Raw genomic sequence first — 19,339 nt, 5'->3', positions numbered from 1 at the left:
AACAATGATCAATTTAGCAATATCCAAGAATCCCATCCCAAAATGGATCAACTGCAAGTGCATCAGTACCAAACTGGCAGTGGTGTTATTATTGGTGCTCCAGTGTTTTTTCCACTTGAAGGCCAGCCCTATGGATTGGCCTTCAATCCAACTGGATCATTTTCCAATGGAAGACAAAAACAATGGTTCTGGAATGACACTGAGTTGTCATGGATGGGTACAAATTTCACTGGATCAACAAGGTAATTCCGTCCTGACTCCGGGCATGTTATTAACGGTAAAGTTACCGAGTTATGCTCAGTTCAAAGTTTATGTAAACGAAACTGGTTTAAACACACTTAGTTGTTTGGACTTGGGTAAATACAGGACTGCTACAGTGATCGACACAACAACCGGAATGAGCTGTTGGTCCGAATTGAGGATAGAGGATAAATTGGCTCCGGTTCTCGATTGCCAAAATGATACATTTCCATGTACCGTGGATCCGTACTTGGTGAATTATAAAAACCTGATTTCCGTTTTGGATAATTGTGATACCGGAGCAGTGGTTAAGGTTGGTTTTATTTTTAATAAATGGTTTTGCGATCCATTGTTTGCAGGAGTAAGTTCTGTTAATTACACTGTAGTGGACAAATCCGGGAATTCTACCACTTGTTCAAAGCAAGTTTATTTTCAAAAGGCTTCTTTGTCTGATGTTATTTTCCCCAATGATACCATTGTATATTGTCCATATTTTGGTCCAGCTATCTTGGGAGAACCAACTATTTTTAATCAACCAATCAATTCTTTCTGTGATTTGTTTGCATCCTACTTGGATGATACCGCTCGTGTTTGTGGAGGAATGTTCAAAATCCATCGCAGATGGGTAGCCATGGATTGGTGTACCCGAATGAACCGAATTGACACGCAACTGATCACCATTGCGGATACTACCGCACCCATCGTGGTTTGTCCACCAAATCTTACCTTGTATGCGGGCACAATTAATTGTGTTGGGTATTGGAAAGTACCTAATTTTTTGGCAACGGACGCCTGCAGTTCTCCGGCAGATTTGAGATACTATGTAAGGATTGATGATACCTATTTGAGGAAGCCAGGGGATATTGTCGAATTGTCTGAAGGTATTCATGATATAGGATATATTGCCATTGATGGTTGTGGATTAACGGATACTTGCTTTGCAACCGTGACTGTTTTGGATAAAATAGCGCCAACTTTGATTTGCCCTCCGGGATTAATTATTGCATTGGATGGATCTGGCCAGTCAACATTGAGTGCAGATTATTTTCGATCAATTGGATATTTTTATGACAATTGTGAAATTGACTCCGTATTTATCAGACGCATGACCAACAGATGCGGATTCCCGGCCGATACTAGTTTTGGACCATTTATCCGATTTTGTTGTGAAGATGCAGGTTTGAAAGAATTTATTGTGATCAAAGTGACAGATAAGGCTGGCAATGCCAATTTTTGTATGATCAATATCGAAATTCAAAATAAGAACGTCGTAAATATTGTCTGTCCACCCGATATAACCCTATCATGCACACAGGATCGATTTGACCTGGCTATTGCTGGCGAACCTTCTCTTTCAGGTGCCTGTATTGATACCGTTACCAATGGAATTACTTATTCTGATTCAGGTACTTTAGGGGCATGTAAGTCAGGAATTATTTTGCGCAAATGGAGAATTGAATTTCAGAATGGTTCGGTAGATTCAAGTTGCAGACAAAGGCTTACTATCGTAAATAACTATGTTTTTAATCCTGCAGGAATAATTTGGGCAAGGGACACCAGCTTGCGTGCCTGTCATCCCAATCATCCAGACAGCATTCAATCCAGACCTTTTATTCCTCTGGATAGTTGTCAAACAGTGCAATTCAGTTGGAGGGATAGCATGTTGACCACACCTCCGGATTCATGTCAAAGAATGTTGCGGATGTGGACAGCTACTTCTTGTCTGGGAATGATTGCCAGAGATACTCAAATTCTTACCTTGACCAATTTTGGGCCGATTCGTTTATTGGGACCCAGAGATACTCTATATTGTTCAACAGCAGATACCTGCAACCCATTTTTATCTTTGGATCTTGTGTCTGTTCTTAGTTGTCATGAAAACGTAGACATCGTAAATGATTACAACAACAATGGAGCAAATGCAAGCGACACTTATCCACTTGGTGTCACTCGGGTAATATTTACAGCGACAGATGACTGTGGAAATATGACGAGAGACACTGTATTTATTGAGTTGGTGGATAAAATTTCACCGCAGGTGAATTGCAGATTGATCGATCGGAATATTCAAATAAATGATAGTGCGGTTATAATAGCACGAGATCTATTGTTGAGCTTTTCAGATAATTGTACCCGAAATGAAGACATCAGAATTACTTTTACCCCAGGTAATTATGCTGATACCATCAGGTACATTAGTTGTAGTCAACACACTCAATTTCCGGATTCTATCTGGAGGTTCACTGTTTTTGTGGTGGATGAATCTGATAACTCTGCAAGTTGTCTGGGTTTGGTGAATGTAGATGATCCGATGATGTTTTGCACCAACTTCCGGCGGGATTCAACCATATATGTTACTGGAATCGTGAAGGATTCAAAGGAATCTCCCATGGAGAATGTCGAATTTAGGGATTTGTACGGAAAAAGTATTTTTAAAACTGAGAAAGATGGAAGATTTCATTTTAATCATTTCCAATTGGGTGATGAAGTTAAGCTATATCCCGTTTACGAGGCAGGGAAATGGGTAGACGGAATTTCTACTCAGGATATTATTTATATTCAAAAACACATTCTTGGAATTTCGGAATTTGAGAATCCGTTGCAATGGATTGCAGCTGATGTGGATAGAGATGGCAAGGTCAGCGTTCGAGATATTACCTGGTTGAGAAAATTGATCACTGGTGCAGCAAACGAAGTTCCTGGAAATACATCATGGAGATTTCTGTCTAAAAATTATCAATTCGAAGATCCTCGTTTTCCTTTGTTTGAAAATTTTGAAGAACTACTTAATATTCCTCGTATCGATGAAAGTAAATTAATAGATTTTGTTTCAATCAAAACTGGAGATGTCAGCTCAGCATCGGGTTATCAGGAAAGAATAACCACGGGTCGTATCAGACATCATGAGTTTCGGACAGGCGATCATATTCTGGTTTCAGGAATGCGCAATATTTCGGATTTTGTAGTCAATGATGATATGACCATTGAGGGATATCAGTTTTCTTTGAAGTTTGATCCGTTAATTGGATTTCCGGTAAAAGTATTGGATATGACGGAGAAAGTGGAAGGCGTAGAAATGGATCCCCAGCAATATCATATTCATGACGGAGAATTGAGTATAAGTTACAATGGGCTCTTTCCAATCCGAATTCAGGAGAATCAAAAAGTGATTCGGATCATATGGGAGGTTTTTAGGAACGGTTCATTGAAAGAATTGATCAGGAATACCGATTACAGAGCCAATGAAGTTTATGGAGGAAATACGATGGCTTATCCATTGTATTTGCGAATCACTCCATCAGAAATGGCAGAGCCTTTCTGGAAAAATTGGAAAGTAAATCCCAATCCATTTCAGGACCAATTTTGTATCCAGTGCGAATCAAACATCGGAATGGAATGCAAACTCGAATTGATGGACCTTCAAGGAAAATTGATTCATCAAAGCTGGAAGACCTTGGAGAAAGGTTTGAACTATTGGTGTCTAACTTCGGAGCATTTGGGTGACCATCAGGGCATGTTGATTTATAAATTTAGTTCAGGCAATTTGCAGAAACAAGGAAAGCTGATTAGAAGCAAAAGCAAATAGATGAAAGAATTTCGACAGGTCTAAATAGGCCTCTGAATGAGGCCTTTGGGATCTTCGGCTACGGAAAATCTTGATCTAATTCAAGTTTTACTGGAGTTGCGTTACGGTGGAATAGGATGTAATTTTTGATTGGAATTCCTTATTCAAAGACATTGAGATTGCAACGTTATTATATATTATGGCTATTTATATATATGGATTTTACTGGAGTTTGCGATAAGTTTATCGGTAATAATAATATATAAATAATTAATAATTAATAAAATACACATTTATTATATATTTAATATAATAAAATACTTATTTATGGGTATTTAAGGGTATGACATAAATGATATACCTTTGTGACGTATTAAAGTTTTCGGCTATTTATATGTGATTGGAAAAAAATTGCAAATAAATAGTAGGAAATTTAAATATGTATATTACCTTTGTGGTGATTACAACCCAACCCAGTTTATAACAGATCCTCTCTTTAGCGCAAACTGCGCAATTTAGCATTTAACCAACGAATGATTTTAGGGCTTTTTCAAAGAAGTCTTTTCGATTGACCTTTGAGGTTTTTCACTTTTCGTCTTTGAAAAAAAATATTCTGAATTGAATATTCTGGAGAGTATTTGACAGTGATGTCTTATACCCTGCACTAAAATAATTTTTTTTTAATCATTAAATAGAGGATCTCATGGAGAAAACGATTTTTACATCTCCCATTTCCAACTCAAGCTTATCCTTCCAAAGTAAACGGCTTTTATCTTTGGCAGTTTTAATCTTTTTTACACTCGCCACTTCTATTATAGAATTATCGGCGCAGTGTTCGTTGGCATGCAATGGGCTTACACAAGTGTCTTTGGATCAATATTGTCAGGCGAGGGTTACCCCGGCTATGATATTGAACGACACCTTATCCAGTTGTCCGGGAGGGCAATTTACCGTCACCATTTATAACAAACACAATCAGCCACTCAATCCCAGGGACATTGTTACCGGTGCCCAGGCTGGACAAAAACTGAAAGTTGAAATTTACGACAACATCAGTCGCAACCGGTGTTGGGGTGACATCCTGGTGGAGGACAAGTTAGCACCAGTGATTCATTGTGGTAGGGATACCATTCCATGTTTTTTTGCTTCTCAGCTCAAGCCTGCGCATTATGATGCATGTGGTTGGGATACATTGATTCTCGTGGATGAAATCATTACACCACTTCCTTGCGATCCTCTGTATATCAAACAGATGGTCAGACGTTACAAAGCAAGAGATTTGTATGGTAATGAATCTGGCATTTGTAATGATACTACCTTGCTTAGAAGATTCGATACCACCAAAGTAACCTGTCCTGCCGACTGGACCAAAGCAAATCTGAATCCAATCAAATGCAAGGATATCAGATACAACCGGATTCCATTGGATCAAAGAGGCCATCCCAGCCCTACCTATACAGGTGTACCTACGTACAGAGACACCATATCCAAAAGTCCTTTGACATTTGCAACTGTTCCATTGTGGCCACCCTCTGATATTTATTGCAATGTTGCTACCATTTATGAAGACATCAATCTTGGTAAAGTAGGATGTGTAACCAAAATCATGAGAATGTGGACCATCCGCGAGTGGTGGTGTAGTCGCGAAATATCAAGAGTTTGTATTCAGCTTATTGAAATCGTAGATGATGAAGCTCCTTATATTCATTGTCCATATCCAATTGAGGCAACAACAGATGGCAATTACCGCTGTGAAGGCACCGTTTATATGCCACCAGCCATCGTATTTGACAGTTGTGGTGGACCTGTAAGAGTAGATATAGTTTATCCTGGAGGTATTCTTACCAATCAAAATGGCGGCTCCATAAAATTGCCAGTTGGGTATCACCGTGTGGTATATAGGGCTTATGATGAATGCTACAATGTTGACTCTTGTATTGTGGATGTTACGGTCAGAGATAAAACAGCTCCGGTTGTTATTTGTGATCGCGAAACAGTCGTTGCACTTTCTCTGGATGGTCGTGCACATGTGTATGCCAAAACTTTTGACGATGGATCTTATGATGATTGTCACATTGATTCATTCCTTGTCAGAAGAATGAATGACGGGCCATGCGATGGCGACAACTTGCCGGATCCATTCAGACCTTATGTGGAGTTCTGTTGTGAAGATGTTGGTCAAATCATTACTGTAGTTTTCAGAGCAAAAGACAAATGGGGCAATACAAATGATTGCATGGTTCAAGTAGAAGTGCAAGATAAACTCAGACCAATTTGCAGACCTCCTGTGGATCTGACAGTAGCCTGCGACTATCATTTTAGTATCAATGACCTGACCGTATTTGGTGTTATACAGACAGATTCTGCTTATTTATACAATACACGCACGATTCGATATGTCAAAAATTGCTACAATCAAGATACCGTGTTTAAAATACACGATGGATTTGCACATGATAATTGTGATTTAACAATCAGAACATGGCATGATGACAACCGCACTCAATGCAACACTGGATATATCGTGAGATATTGGGAGGTAAGTGATCGAAATGGTAGAGATACTTGCAGCCAATATATTTATTTCCACAATTACTGTCCGTTCAAATTAGATTCTCACATTGTTTGGCCAGCGGATACCACTTTGACAGGTTGCCTGGATCCAAATACCTTATCTGCTGATGTAACCGGAAGACCAAGGGCTATTTATGAAGATAAATGCGACTTGGTTGCATTTAGCATGAAAGATGAAGTTTTTAGGATTGTGAACGGAGCAGATGCCTGTTATAAAATACTGAGAAAGTGGAAAGCCATCGATTGGTGTCAGTTTTACTATAATTCTTCAACACACCAATACGAATTTGATCAGAAAGAGTACATACAGGTCATAAAGGTCCACAATTTGGAAGCTCCTGATATGTTTGGTAGTTTTACGGACACAACCTTCTGTACGTTTGACAGCTGCTTGAATGGACCTGTGGTTCTGGTGGTGACGGGTGATGATGATTGCACCCCTCCAAGTGAATTGTTTTGGGAATACCACATCGATTTCGACAGAAATGGGAAGTATGATATCGTGAATAATGGAGTGGGATCTGAGATCAATGCCTCCGGTCGATATAAATTAGGGCATCACACCATTAAATATGTCTTTGAGGACAAGTGTGGTAATAAAACGACCAGATTCCGCGATTTTAGCATTGTCAACTGTAAACAGCCAACACCATATTGTTTGAATGGAGTTGCCATTGATTTGATGCCAATGGATCTGGATGGTGATGGAGCAATAGACACTGCCATGATCTGTGTCTGGGCCAGTGATCTTGACAGAGGAAGCTATCACCCATGTGGTAATCGCGTGACTTTCTCCTTCTCAAGTGACACCACAGACAAATCTATATGTTATGGTTGTGACAGCATAGGACAGAGAACTGTGTTGATGTGGGTAACCGACGTCACCACGGGAGAACAAGCTTATTGCAGAACTTTCATCGATGTGCAGGACAATAACCGTGCTTGTCGTAGAAACTTGACAGGTAATGTAACCGGATTAATTGCTGCAACAACCTCCAATGGACATGAACCCGTGAAATCTGTGGAAGTGAATCTGGAAGGTAGCTCAGCATCTGCCATTAAAACGAATGAATCCGGACGTTACGCTTTTATGTCCATGGATTTAAATGGGGCAAAATACACCGTAAGACCTTACAAAAATGACGATCATGGCAATGGTATTTCCACTGCGGACATCGTAAGAATTCAAAAGCATATTCTAGGACTGGAGAATCTCTCGGATCCATATCTGATTATTGCTGCAGATGTCAATGATAGCAAGACCATTACAACTACTGACATCATTGAGCTTCGGAAACTAATCCTTGGTCAAACGACTCAGTTTGCAAAAAATACCTCTTGGGTATTTGTGGATAAGTCCTATACTTTTGAGGAGAAAGAAGATGCAGTGCTTTACGAAAATTATCCAAAGCATTTTGAAATCAATTCTTTTGATCGCGATATGTCAGCCAACTTTCAGGCCATCAAAATTGGAGACCTGAATGGATCTGTGGTAGCCAATGGGGTTGCTTCAAAATCAAGAACTAGAGAAAGTATGAGCGCCATCACCAACGAGAAGTCATTTATTGCAGGAGATGAGCTGACCGTACCCATTCAGTTTGCTGCAGCCAAACCATATTTGGGAATGCAGTTTACCATCCAGTTTGATCCAACTGTTTTAGAATACAGTGATGTCATTACTTATTCTGAGTTTTTGAGCAAAGAGAATTTTGGTATCAACAAAGCCAACTCTGGATTTATAACCATGAGTTTAAACAGTATTCGGGGCACGGCCATTGAAAATCCCGGAGACTTGTTTGCGGTGAAATTCAGAGCTCTTTCGACTGGTAAATTGTCCTCACATATTCAAATTAATTCATCCATTACTCCAGCTGAAGCATATGGACTCAACCTGGAGGAAATGAATATAAGATTGGGATTCAGAAACGGAGCGGTTGTCACAGAACAACCAGGTTTCGTCCTGTATCAGAATCAACCCAATCCATTCTCTGATCTGACCGTCATTGGTTTTGAAATGCCTCGCGCAAGTCATGCCACATTGACAGTGTATGATCTTAATAGCAAAATCATCTGGAAGACCAGTATGCAGGCTATTAAAGGTTATAACAGCATGCAGATCAACCACGCGCAGCTTGGAGTTACCGGCGTCTTGTTCTATCAACTCGATGCAGATGGATATTCCGCTACACGGAGAATGGTTGTAATTCAATAAGGCTAAATTCGTTTTGTTCTAAAGAGTTTACTGTTTTTGGGATGGGACCCCTCTTGGATAATGATCCAAGGGGGTTCTTTTTTTAGCTTTGATTTTATCGTAGCTTTGTGTAAAATTTAGAAGAGGTTTTGGCACGAATTGTCTGCGTGGATTATGGAAAGAAGAGGTGTGGTCTTGCAGTGACAGATCCTCTTCAAATCATCGTGAATCCTTTAATTTCTTTACCCACAGAACTACTTTTCGAATACCTAAGCAACTATATTTTAAATGAAGAGGTTGAAATGATTGTATTTGGATTACCTGTTCATACAGATGGTCAGGATACAGCTTTAAGCCAAGTCATTAAAAATTTTGCCATCCGAATAAAAGATAAATTTCCATCATTGAATATTGACTTTCAGGACGAATCATTCAGCTCAGTGGAAGCCAGAAAAAGGATCTGGCAAAGTGGATTGCCTCAAATGAAAAGGAGAGATAAAAGTTTGGTGGATCGTGTAAGTGCAGTGTTGATTTTACAGGAATATCTCGGACATTTGTAATTGGTTTAATTTTAATTCAATGGTTTTAATTGATACACACACGCACATCTATTTGGATGATTTTAAGGAAGACCAATCTGAAATGATCCATAGGGCAAAGCAAGAAAATATTTCTGCTCTACTGATGCCCAATATAGATTTAACTTCCGTAAATGACTTGATTTCATTGGCCTCATCATACCCGGATTATTGCTTTCCAATGATGGGCTTACATCCTTGTTCTGTTTCAGAAAATTTTCGTTCAGAACTTGACACAATCTACAATTATTTATCGCAAGGAAATTGGATTGGTATCGGAGAAATTGGATTGGATTTATATTGGAACAAAACTTCATTTTCTGATCAATTGGATAGTTTTAAGATTCAATTAGAATGGAGTAAAGCATTGAGACTACCTGTGAGCATACATTCCAGAGAGGCTACTGAAGAATCGCTGCAATTAATTGAAGAGTTGCAAGACGGGACACTATCGGGGGTATTTCATTGTTTTAGTGGTACACTTGAGCAAGCAAAAAGGGTTTGTCATGCAGGATTTAAACTCGGTATAGGTGGTGTGGTCACTTACAAAAAATCGACACTACCAGAAATTATTTCATCTGTTGGGCCTCATTATTTGGTCTTAGAAACAGATGCCCCTTATCTGAGTCCTGTCCCTTTTAGAGGCAAACGCAACGAACCATCCTATTTAAAATTTGTAGCGATGCAGATTTCAGAAATCCTTTCCATGCCTATAGAAGAAATTGGTCAGATCACTTCACAAAACGCAAGGACTACTTTTAATCTAAATACCATATCCTGAATTTTCCAAAAAGCTTTAACTTTGCGATCCGGCGTAGGTTAGATTTATTTAATGTATTATAAATCAGACCTTTATTGTTGGAGAGTTGTCCGAGTGGTCGAAGGAGCACGCCTGGAAAGTGTGTATACTCCAAAAGGGTATCCAGGGTTCGAATCCCTGACTCTCCGCATTTTAATCTGATCTCTTAATATTTTCTTTAAACCCTGATTTGTCTTTATGATTCGTATGGAGAGTCATATGAAGAAACAAGACATAACTCCTTGAAATAAATTTGTACAGAGCTGATTTTTACTTTGATTTGGTACGAAATTTAAAGAAAGACTTGGTTAATAAACCATTTTTACTTGCAATGAAGTCCATTTGACAATGATTGATTAAACAGAGATTGAAAGCATGGATTGCTCCGCAAAATCTGCACCAATATTTTCCTTGTATTGGTACACATAATCTACACCAAGTGTCTTAAAAGTACTCGTCTCATCTTCGTAATGACTAATGGCACAAATTTTAAATTTTCTGTTTTTTAATTTTAAAATTTCATGAAGGCAGATCAGATTGGCACTAAAGTCACTCATGGCCAGAAGGACCAACTGAATGGATTTCGCATCAATGCTACTCCATAATTCACTGCTTGCCGCATCACCATAGAAGATCTGGTAATTTTGTTGTTTTAATGTCTCTACTTGTTCCTGGTTATAATCCAAGCCAAGGGTTTTCATCTTTTTGGTTTGTTCAAAATACCGATAGGCTGGTCTACCCAAACTTCCCATTCCAATGACAAGTACTTCTGTATCTGGAAATATTTTTGGGTCCTCATCTATAAATTTTGATTTCCAGCCAATCCTGCATATTTGATCTCTGTATCTGTCAAATATCAAATGAATTTTACTGTTGAAGGGAGATGCAATCACAAATGAAAAGGACATCAAAATGGCAAAAATAAGAATCCATTCATGATTCAACAAGCCCATTTGGACTCCGGCGACCCCGGTGATCAGACCAAATTCGCTGTAGTTGGAAAGGGAGGCTGAGCTTAAAAATGAGGTCCGGGGTTTAATGGGAAAATATGAAAATAAATAGACAAACAGCCCCATTTTAAAAAATAAAAAAACCAAGAGGATCAAAGAGACCACGAAGACATCCAAATTAATCACGCCTGTCAATCCGATTTTCACAAAAAATGCAATGAGAAAAAAATCTTTATAATTCATGATCCGGTCATACAGCTCTCCTGACTTTTTGTGGTTGACCAGTAACATACCAAGAACCAGAGCACCCAGGGAAGATTTCAAACCAAAAAATTCAAAGGCAGATGCACCTGCAATGAAAGTACTGACCAACCCAAAAAGAGTGAGCAATTCTCCTCGTCCAGTCTGATCTAAAATCCAAAACATGATTTTGGATACCAGCCATAAATACAAGGGCAGAGCAAGTATCAGCAGACCAGGCATTTTGTCTGAAGAAAAACTTAGAAAAACGACGGCAACAATGTCTTGAATCACCAGGATGCCAATTGCAATTTTAGCATGAAATGCTTGTATCTCTCCTCTTTCCTCCAATACCTTAATCACAAATACAGTACTTGAGAAGCTGAGGCTGAACCCAATCAAGAGACTAGCCCAAATATCCAATCCGATAAAATATTGTACCCCAAAATAAGATAGTCCAAATACAGTTCCACCAATCAAAAGGGTCGTGATTAGAATATGCAGGTTGGCAGGAATTAAGATTTCAGGCTTTATCAGAGTCTTTACTTTTAATTTTAAGCCGATCGTAAATAACAACAACATGATGCCGATCTCTGACAAAGCCTCCAGCAAAGGATTGACATTTTGGGAAATATATCCTGTAAGATTTAGTCCTATTCCGGTAAGCATAAATCCCACCAGAGGAGGTAGTCCTAATCTTTTAGTGGCGATTCCAGCCAAAAAAGCAATAGACAACCAAAGTGAATGAATGGCAATAAATTCTGGCATATGGCAATAATAAGTCAATTCTACAAAATGAATGTCAAAATTTAGCTTGCCTTATTTACCGATGGCGCAAATGAATGAATAGTTTGAATTTATATACTACTTAAATATTTATAAATCAGTACATTAAATCAGATATTTGGACTTGTTGTTATCCGCATCGGTCATATTTTTTGGTCATTATATTAAAATAAAATTACATTTGTGGCGAAATTTGGAAGTAATTCTGTTATAGATATACTAAACTGCCAAATAGAAAACGTTTAAAAGCAAAATAACTAAAGCAGATGTTTTTTTTACAAGCCAATCCAGCAGCAACTGATCTTACTCCACCTGAATCTCAGTTAGCATCACAAAGCATTGTTGATATCATCATCAATAGTGGTCCATTGGGTATCGTCATCATCAGTATTCAAATTCTCTTGTCTTTTATTGCTTTGTATATTTTCATCGAAAGATGGTTGACGATCAAAGCAGTTGTCAAGGAAGACGAAAGAGTCATGCAGAATCTCAGAGCCAATATCGGTAGCGCCAATATTGCAGCAATACAGGGCATCTGTGCCAGTAGTGACACTCCTTTGGCAAGGATGGTGGAAAAGGGATTGCAACGTCTGGGACGACCCATGCCTGAAATTGAAAATGCAATTGAAAATGTAGGAAGGGTAGAGACCTTTCGATTGGAGAAAAAAATCGTTTATCTTTCTTTGATCGCGAGGTTGGCTCCAATGTTTGGATTTTTAGGTACTATCATGGGGGTCATCAAGATATTTTATGATATTTCTTTGACAGACAATTTATCCGTAGGCGTAATCTCTGGTGGACTGTACCAAAAAATGCTCACCTCAGCCGGAGGTTTGTTGGTCGGTATATTGGCTTTTTTGGGTTATTATTTTTTGACCATGATGCTCGATGAGGAAGTAAATACGCTTGAAAGAAGTAGTATTGAATTTATGGATATGCTTCATACACCCGTTAAACACTAATTCTCTTTCTTAAAATAATCAAATCATGAAGATCAGAGGAAGAGGTCGCCACCGAGAAGGAGCAGAATTAAGTGTTGAGTCACTCAATGACATTATGTTTTTTCTATTGTTGTTCTTTTTGATTGTTTCGACTTTGGCCAATCCCAACGTGATCAAATTGATGTTGCCCTCTTCCAAACAAAGTGAGCAAACTTCAAAAAAGCCCATCAGTATTTCAGTAACCAAAGATCTCAGATATTATATTGAAAAACAAGAAGTGCCATACGATCAATTGGAACCAACTTTGAGGAAATACCTTACCAAAGTACCTGATTTGACAGTTGTATTGAGATTGGATCAAAATTTAAAGGTGCAAGACCTTGTTGATGTTTTACAGATTGGGGTCAATCTTCACGTAAAAATGGTGCTCGCAACAGAAAGGACCAAGTGATTTTGTACACTTTCTCTTTGCAACATGAAGTTGAATTATAAATTCGAAATTTTTACAAAATTATTGCGCTATTACCCGCCTATTGCCACCCAATATACTCTGTTTGACAGATCTTATGGGTATATATGCTAAGATCCACTCAACCATTTAAGGGTTTTGAAAACCTTGCCACAGTTAGTTGAGATCTTGATTCAGACAGAAATTTTAATAGTTATGTTGAAATGGTTCATTTTGTGATTTGGACTTGATGTGTATCTTTTTAAACTCAAAAATGTCATTGGGATTCGTCATGAAAGTCAAAATACCAATAAAAACTGGACTCCTCGCAAGAAATTTGCGCATGACTGACTGGTTCCGACAAGGTCGGAAAGCGAGTGAACGATTTCACTCGCTAAGGAAGGAACCAAACAATACTTTGTTTGGTCAATTTAATTTCATTAAGGACAAATTTCGGGAAGAGGTTTGATTTTAAAGCTATTTTGGTTCGTAATAGAATTCTAATGAGTATTCTGGGATTATAATGAATTTTACCCAGGAATCCAGTCCAACCCATCTGCACATCATAAGAGCTTGTAATAATTGAAGTCAGAATTGATGTTGTATTTTATGATGCCTTGTGATGCTTATTCCTTTATCTCTAAGTCCTACTTATTCACAGGTTCTTTCAGAGAATTGTTTGGACAATTTATCCGTTGGTGCAAAGGCTCAATTGGTATTTGGAAGAGATTGAACTCAGGCGTATTAATTTCTCAGAGGTTTATTATTTTCCAACATATACTGGATTCGCTCCATCGTTTTTGGCTCAGAACACAAGGAAAGAAAGGCTTCTCTTTCAAGATCGAGAAGATATTGTTCGCTGACCATTTGTGGACCAAACAAATCTCCACCACATAAAACGAATGCTATCTTCCTTGCAATTTTTATATCGTGCTCAGAAGCAAAACCACCTCTTAATAAAGAGTGTGCTGCGGAGTATAAGGTGCCCAATCCAGCCCTTCCCAGGACGTAAATGTCGTTTCTTGGAATTGGTTGGGTGTAGTGATTTGATAGATCCAAAACACGTTGTTTGGCCTGATAAATCTGGGTCTTATTATGGATATTTACCCTATCGCGCGATTTCAACAGATATCCATAATCAAAAGCTTCGAAAGCTGAAGTAGCTACAGAAGCCATGGCAATGGTTTTGAAACTTTCGATGAGTTGTGGAATATGAACTTCTCCAACTTTCATCTGATCACTAAACCTCAAAGCAAATTCTTTGGTTCCTGCACCACCTGGGATCAATCCAACCCCCACTTCTACCAGTCCGATATAGGATTCAACTGCACAGACCGCAGCATCGCAATGCATCAATAATTCCGTGCCTCCACCGAAGACATACCCCTGAGTGGCTGCAACCACGGGAACCGCTGAATATCTGCAGCGCATAGAAGTTTGTTGAAACATTCGGATCGCCTGATCCAGCATATCGTATTCCTGTTGGAATGCGGCCATTCCAATCAGCATCAAATTGGCCCCTACGGTAAAATTGGTCGAATTGTTACCGATGACCAAACCCCTCCAACCTTGATCTTCTGCTATCTGAATGGATTCCTGAATTCCTTTGAGTATTCCTTCTCCTATTGCATTGTATTTGCTGGTAAATTCAAGACACAGTACTCCTTCTTCAATGTCATACAGTTTAATTTCTGAATTTTTAAAAATCGTTTTTTCTTGTGAAAGATAATGGAGTTGGATGATATCTTCCTGGCCGGGCAGGGGTTCGAAGTCTAATGTAATTGGATTGATACAACACAATTTACCTTGTCTCACTTGGTAAAATGTATTTATACCTGACTGCTTTAGTTTTTCGAGCCATTCAGGAAGCATAATTTCAGCTTCCGAGATCAATTCCAATCCCTGGTCAAATCCAACCGCATCCCAATATTCAAAGGGTCCCATGTCCCAGCCAAACCCATTGCGCATGGCCTGGTCAATGCTGTACAGATGATCGCTGATTTCAGGAATTCGATGACAAGTATAACCAAATAAAAAACCAAATGATTTTCGAATCAAACTTCCACCAGCATCTTTACATTTTAGGATAGCTTTTAAACGCTTTGGCAAATCATCAATTTGTTTGGAAATCTGAATGCTCTCCAAAGAAGTTTTTGGGTCCGGTCTATATTCCAAAGTTTGGAGATCCAAAGCATCAATGATGGGTTTTCCTGTAGAATCATTTGATCCGGTCTTTACAAAAAATCCCTTACCTGATTTATTGCCAAACCATTTATTTTCAGCGAGGAATTCCAAGAAGGGTGGGGCGCTTAAATTTTGGAGCAAATGATCGTTGGGGCAGTTTTGTTTTAATCCTTTAATCACCATCAGCGCAGTATCCAATCCTACGACATCTGTAAGACGGAAAGTACCTGACTTTGGCCTGCCCAGAGCAGGTCCTGTCAATTTATCGACATCTGAAATATTCATCTTAAGCCCATAGGCAAGTTCAAAAATTTTGCCCATGACAGGTACGCCAATGCGGTTGGCAATAAAGGCAGGTGTATCTTTGCACAATACCACCTGTTTTCCAAGGAATCTCTTCCCAAAATCTAGGATAAACTGGATCACATCCGCCTGGGTAAATTCGGAAGGAACTACCTCTAACAAAGGTAGATATCTGGGTGGGTTAAAAAAATGTGTTACGCAAAAATGTTTTTTAAAATCATCGCTCCTTTCTTGGATCAACAAGTGTACAGGAATTCCGGAAGTATTGCTGGTGATGATTGTCCCTTGTTTGCGGTGTTTTTCAATTTTTTCGTAAAGCTCTTTTTTAATTTCAAGGCGTTCTATGATCACCTCTACAATCCAGTCCACCTGATTTAAGTCGGACATATTGTCCTCCAGGTTTCCACATTCAATCCTATTGATAAAGTTTTTGTGAAAAAGATTGGATGGTTTTGCTTTAATACACCGATCCAATGCTTCTTTGGTTGTTTTGTTTCTATCCGGACCCTCGAAAGGAAGATCCAACAACAATACACCAAATCCGCAACCGGCAAAATGACATGCAATGGAGGATCCCATTAATCCAGCACCCAAAACAGCCACTTTTTTTATTCTTCTTGTTTTCATTCTTGATTTGGATTCCATGGTGTATAAGGTAGCTGTCCCGATAAGGAAGAAAGCTGGTGCAAAAATTATGGTCTTAGATTTCTCTTGACCAAACGCTGGGTCTTTATCAGTTGAGAATCTTTTGCGAAAAACTGTACCATATAAACCCCATCCTGCAAATCAGAAATTAGGATAGACTTTTTACCTACATCCAGAATCTCAGATTTCAATAATTTGCCCAACAAATCTCTAATCACGATTCGATGAACTAAACCAGCCTCATCTTTTACAAAGCTTGCTTCACTTGCCGGATTCGGATACAAACTAATTGAGCGGTTTAAAGACAGCTTATTAGAATTTGAGCTCATTTTTTCATTCCATTGTGCAGCCACTTTAGCAGAACCGTCGCCTGTCAGATTATTGTCACTGTTCACTCCGTTAGCGGCAGTATAAAAACTAACCGGACCAAATCCCGACTCAGGTGCTGTCCAACTTACTTCAAAAACCGGAGTGGTACTCCTGTCATTGTGCTCAGCATATAAACGACCCTGAGCTGTCCCCAATTTCACATTAGCACTTAAAGGAGAAATTGACTGTATGCTGGGACCATCTGAATTCAGCGGCGCGTTGATTGCAGTTAACTGGAAGCCGTAAGCTTTCGGAACAGTCCCTCCAGTATGATGTACAGCCACCCTGACCGTATAATTTCTACCAGGTTCCCAGGTGTTCACTGTATCCATTCCATCCAATAAATGAATGGATACGCTAACATCGATCGGGCCATTGTGACAGCTTTTACAAACCGTTTGCTCCTTAGGTGCACCTGTGGAGCCTAAATTTTGGGAGCTCGCTCTCCCGGCCCGGTTGGATAAAAAGCACAGACCCACAAAAGTGATTCCTAAAATCAGGTAAATGGATTTCATCGGCATATAAAATATTAGACTACAAACATAACACATTGTTTAATAAGCTTCTGCTTAAATGAATGTTAAATGGGTCCTGAGCCAACGAAAGATCAAAATTTTTAATTTTTCTAGATACCCAATTCAGGGTTCCGACCCTTAATCCCTTTAAATAAAGATTCCAAATATTGCAGATCCCGCTCACTATTCTCGCCGGGTACAAATGAATCAAGAAACCGGACTGTTTGGTTTTCCCAATCAAAAATGCAAGGTATAATGGGCACTTTTGCGCCTTTCGCAATATAGTAGAAGCCTGTTTTAAAGTGTTCTACTTTTTTGCGTGTGCCTTCTGGGGCGAGGACTATGGCAAATTGGTCGTGGGCATTAAAAACCTCAACGTATGATTGGACCATGTTTGTAGATTTGCTGCGATCCACAGGATAGCCTCCGAGGGCTCTGAATATCCACCCAATAGGCCATTTAAACAAACTGGACTTGCCAAGGTATCTTACCATATCCAATTGATGGGCTTTTCGGACCAAAAGGCCCAGTGGGAAGTCCCAGTTAGAAGTATGTGGGGCAACAATGATAATAAACTTTTTTATGTTGTGCAAGGAATCTGCGCCTTCAACCCTCCATCCAAGAATATTCAATAACCATTTGCAAATCACTTTCATGTTTGGTTCATCAAATTATTTTACAAATTTACTTTATTATCTCTCATTTTTGCAATTTGCTAAGGCCGATTTGATAAAATTGGAAATGAAATTAAACGATAAGCACGAAGCATGGTCAAAGAGACAAATAAAAACCAAGTGACAACGGAGGAAGACCGACAAATTCTGGAATGGCTTTCCGATCCAAACACTCTGAACAAAGGTTTCAGAGTTCTTGTGGAGAAATATCAGGAAAAGCTCTATTGGCAAATCAGGAGAATGGTTTTAAACCATGAAGATGCTGATGATGTATTGCAAAACACCTTCATCAAGATTTTCAGAAACATAGGGTCTTTTGAAGGTAAAAGCAGTCTTTACACCTGGATGTATAGGATCGCGGGTAATGAATCTCTGAGTTTTCTCGAGAAACAGAAAAGGCAGTTTGCGGAATCTCTGGATGAATTGGCTACACATCCTGCCATTCTAAGGTTGCAGGCAGATCCTTATTATGTTGGTGACGAAACCAACCAGATTTTGCAACGAGCCATTTTGACTTTACCGGAAAAGCAAAGACAGGTTTTTCACTTAAGGTATTACGACGAAATGCCTTATAAGGAAATGTCGGAATTGCTGGAAACCAGTGAAGGAGCTTTGAAATCTTCGTTTCATCATGCGGTAAAAAAAATTCAAGAATATGTGCAATCCAGTCAAAAGAATCTCTGAAGAAATCAATGAACATGGTTTTGAGTCTGTGCTGGATACTTATGATGGTTCCTTACAGTCTGCTTTCAAAACAAAAGATGATTATTTTTCTACAAATGTGGATTATGTAATGAATCTGATATCACTGGAAGCCGGCATTTATAGCAAGGAAGAAGGAAATGAATCAATGACTATACCATCAAGTTACTTTTCTGAATTTCCTTCGAAACAGATAGAATTGATCAAAGGCCTTGATAAAAGTGGACTTATAAATCTGCCGGAGGAGTTCGGAGTTCCAGATGGATATTTTGGTCAAATGCCAGAGCTTGTGATGTCATCCATCCAAAAGAAAGCCTCCTTAAAATCAACAGGCAAGGTTGTTCAATTTTTGAAGACCTGGTATTCAGTTGCGGCAGCTGTCATCATTATTGTAGCTTTTAGTTGGTGGTACCATATTAATCTGATTCAAGCACAAAATGATTGGGCAAAAGACTTGACCGATGAAGAGCTCTATGAATACATCGTCCTGAACGAATCAGACTATAGTCTTGAAAATTTAGCAGAAGAATTGCCTAACATACAAGATTTGATTGAGCCATCTGCAGGAGCTATGGATGATTTATTGGATGAGTTGGAAGAAGAAGATTTAAACCTCTAAGAATTGAAAATATGAT

At 38.9% G+C, this 19,339-nt stretch carries 12 protein-coding genes and 1 tRNA gene; 9 read left to right on the top strand and 4 right to left on the bottom strand.

What is annotated here, in order from left to right:
• Positions 1-4: 4 nt before the first annotated feature.
• The 5 genes from IPM48_01300 (at position 5) to IPM48_01280 (ending at position 10,096) form a co-directional block, all read left to right on the top strand.
• Complete coding sequence (locus IPM48_01300; GenBank protein ID MBK9270207.1) at positions 5-3,826, top strand: hypothetical protein; 3,822 nt, start codon at positions 5-7, stop codon at positions 3,824-3,826.
• 682 nt (positions 3,827-4,508) lie between these two features.
• Positions 4,509-8,591, top strand: a complete 4,083-nt coding sequence (locus IPM48_01295; protein ID MBK9270206.1) for an HYR domain-containing protein — start codon at positions 4,509-4,511, stop codon at positions 8,589-8,591.
• Positions 8,592-8,719: 128 nt separating this feature from the next.
• Positions 8,720-9,130 (top strand): Holliday junction resolvase RuvX, encoded by a 411-nt coding sequence (ruvX, locus tag IPM48_01290; protein MBK9270205.1) that lies wholly within the window; start codon positions 8,720-8,722, stop codon positions 9,128-9,130.
• 19 nt (positions 9,131-9,149) lie between these two features.
• The gene (locus IPM48_01285; protein ID MBK9270204.1) at positions 9,150-9,929 is read left to right on the top strand and encodes a TatD family hydrolase; all 780 of its coding nucleotides are present in this window, start codon (positions 9,150-9,152) and stop codon (positions 9,927-9,929) included.
• Between the two features lie 79 nt (positions 9,930-10,008).
• Positions 10,009-10,096 (top strand) — tRNA-Ser (locus IPM48_01280).
• 207 nt (positions 10,097-10,303) lie between these two features.
• Here the strand turns inward: IPM48_01280 and IPM48_01275 are convergent.
• The gene (locus IPM48_01275; GenBank protein ID MBK9270203.1) at positions 10,304-11,905 is read right to left on the bottom strand and encodes a cation:proton antiporter; all 1,602 of its coding nucleotides are present in this window, start codon (positions 11,903-11,905) and stop codon (positions 10,304-10,306) included.
• A 284-nt stretch (positions 11,906-12,189) separates the two neighbouring features.
• Here IPM48_01275 and IPM48_01270 point away from each other — a divergent pair, with 284 nt between their 5' ends.
• Positions 12,190-12,885: a MotA/TolQ/ExbB proton channel family protein gene (locus IPM48_01270; GenBank protein ID MBK9270202.1), complete on the top strand. Its 696-nt coding sequence runs from the start codon at positions 12,190-12,192 to the stop codon at positions 12,883-12,885.
• A gap of 25 nt (positions 12,886-12,910) precedes the next feature.
• Positions 12,911-13,315 (top strand): biopolymer transporter ExbD, encoded by a 405-nt coding sequence (locus tag IPM48_01265; protein MBK9270201.1) that lies wholly within the window; start codon positions 12,911-12,913, stop codon positions 13,313-13,315.
• 741 nt (positions 13,316-14,056) lie between these two features.
• Here the strand turns inward: IPM48_01265 and IPM48_01260 are convergent.
• The 3 genes from IPM48_01260 to IPM48_01250 form a co-directional block, all read right to left on the bottom strand.
• Positions 14,057-16,426: a 3-hydroxyacyl-CoA dehydrogenase gene (locus IPM48_01260; protein MBK9270200.1), complete on the bottom strand. Its 2,370-nt coding sequence runs from the start codon at positions 16,424-16,426 to the stop codon at positions 14,057-14,059.
• A gap of 65 nt (positions 16,427-16,491) precedes the next feature.
• Positions 16,492-17,328: a T9SS type A sorting domain-containing protein gene (locus IPM48_01255; protein MBK9270199.1), complete on the bottom strand. Its 837-nt coding sequence runs from the start codon at positions 17,326-17,328 to the stop codon at positions 16,492-16,494.
• A gap of 110 nt (positions 17,329-17,438) precedes the next feature.
• Positions 17,439-17,984, bottom strand: coding sequence for a lysophospholipid acyltransferase family protein (locus IPM48_01250; GenBank protein MBK9270198.1), 546 nt, complete (start codon positions 17,982-17,984; stop codon positions 17,439-17,441).
• Between the two features lie 138 nt (positions 17,985-18,122).
• On the opposite strand from IPM48_01250, the gene IPM48_01245 reads away from it, so the two are divergent.
• Both IPM48_01245 and IPM48_01240 read left to right on the top strand, forming a co-directional pair.
• A complete protein-coding gene (locus tag IPM48_01245; protein ID MBK9270197.1) occupies positions 18,123-18,686 on the top strand; it encodes an RNA polymerase sigma factor in 564 nt (187 codons plus the stop codon).
• On the top strand, positions 18,658-19,323 hold the full coding sequence (locus tag IPM48_01240) for a hypothetical protein (GenBank protein MBK9270196.1): 666 nt from the start codon (positions 18,658-18,660) through the stop codon (positions 19,321-19,323). Before IPM48_01245 ends, IPM48_01240 begins: the two co-directional genes overlap by 29 nt.
• Positions 19,324-19,339 lie beyond the last annotated feature (16 nt).

It is taken from the genome of Saprospiraceae bacterium, from assembly GCA_016715965.1.
Taxonomy (GTDB): domain Bacteria; phylum Bacteroidota; class Bacteroidia; order Chitinophagales; family Saprospiraceae; genus Vicinibacter.
Note: the sequence above shows the minus strand (reverse complement) of the source record. Positions and strands in the feature narration are given on the sequence as shown.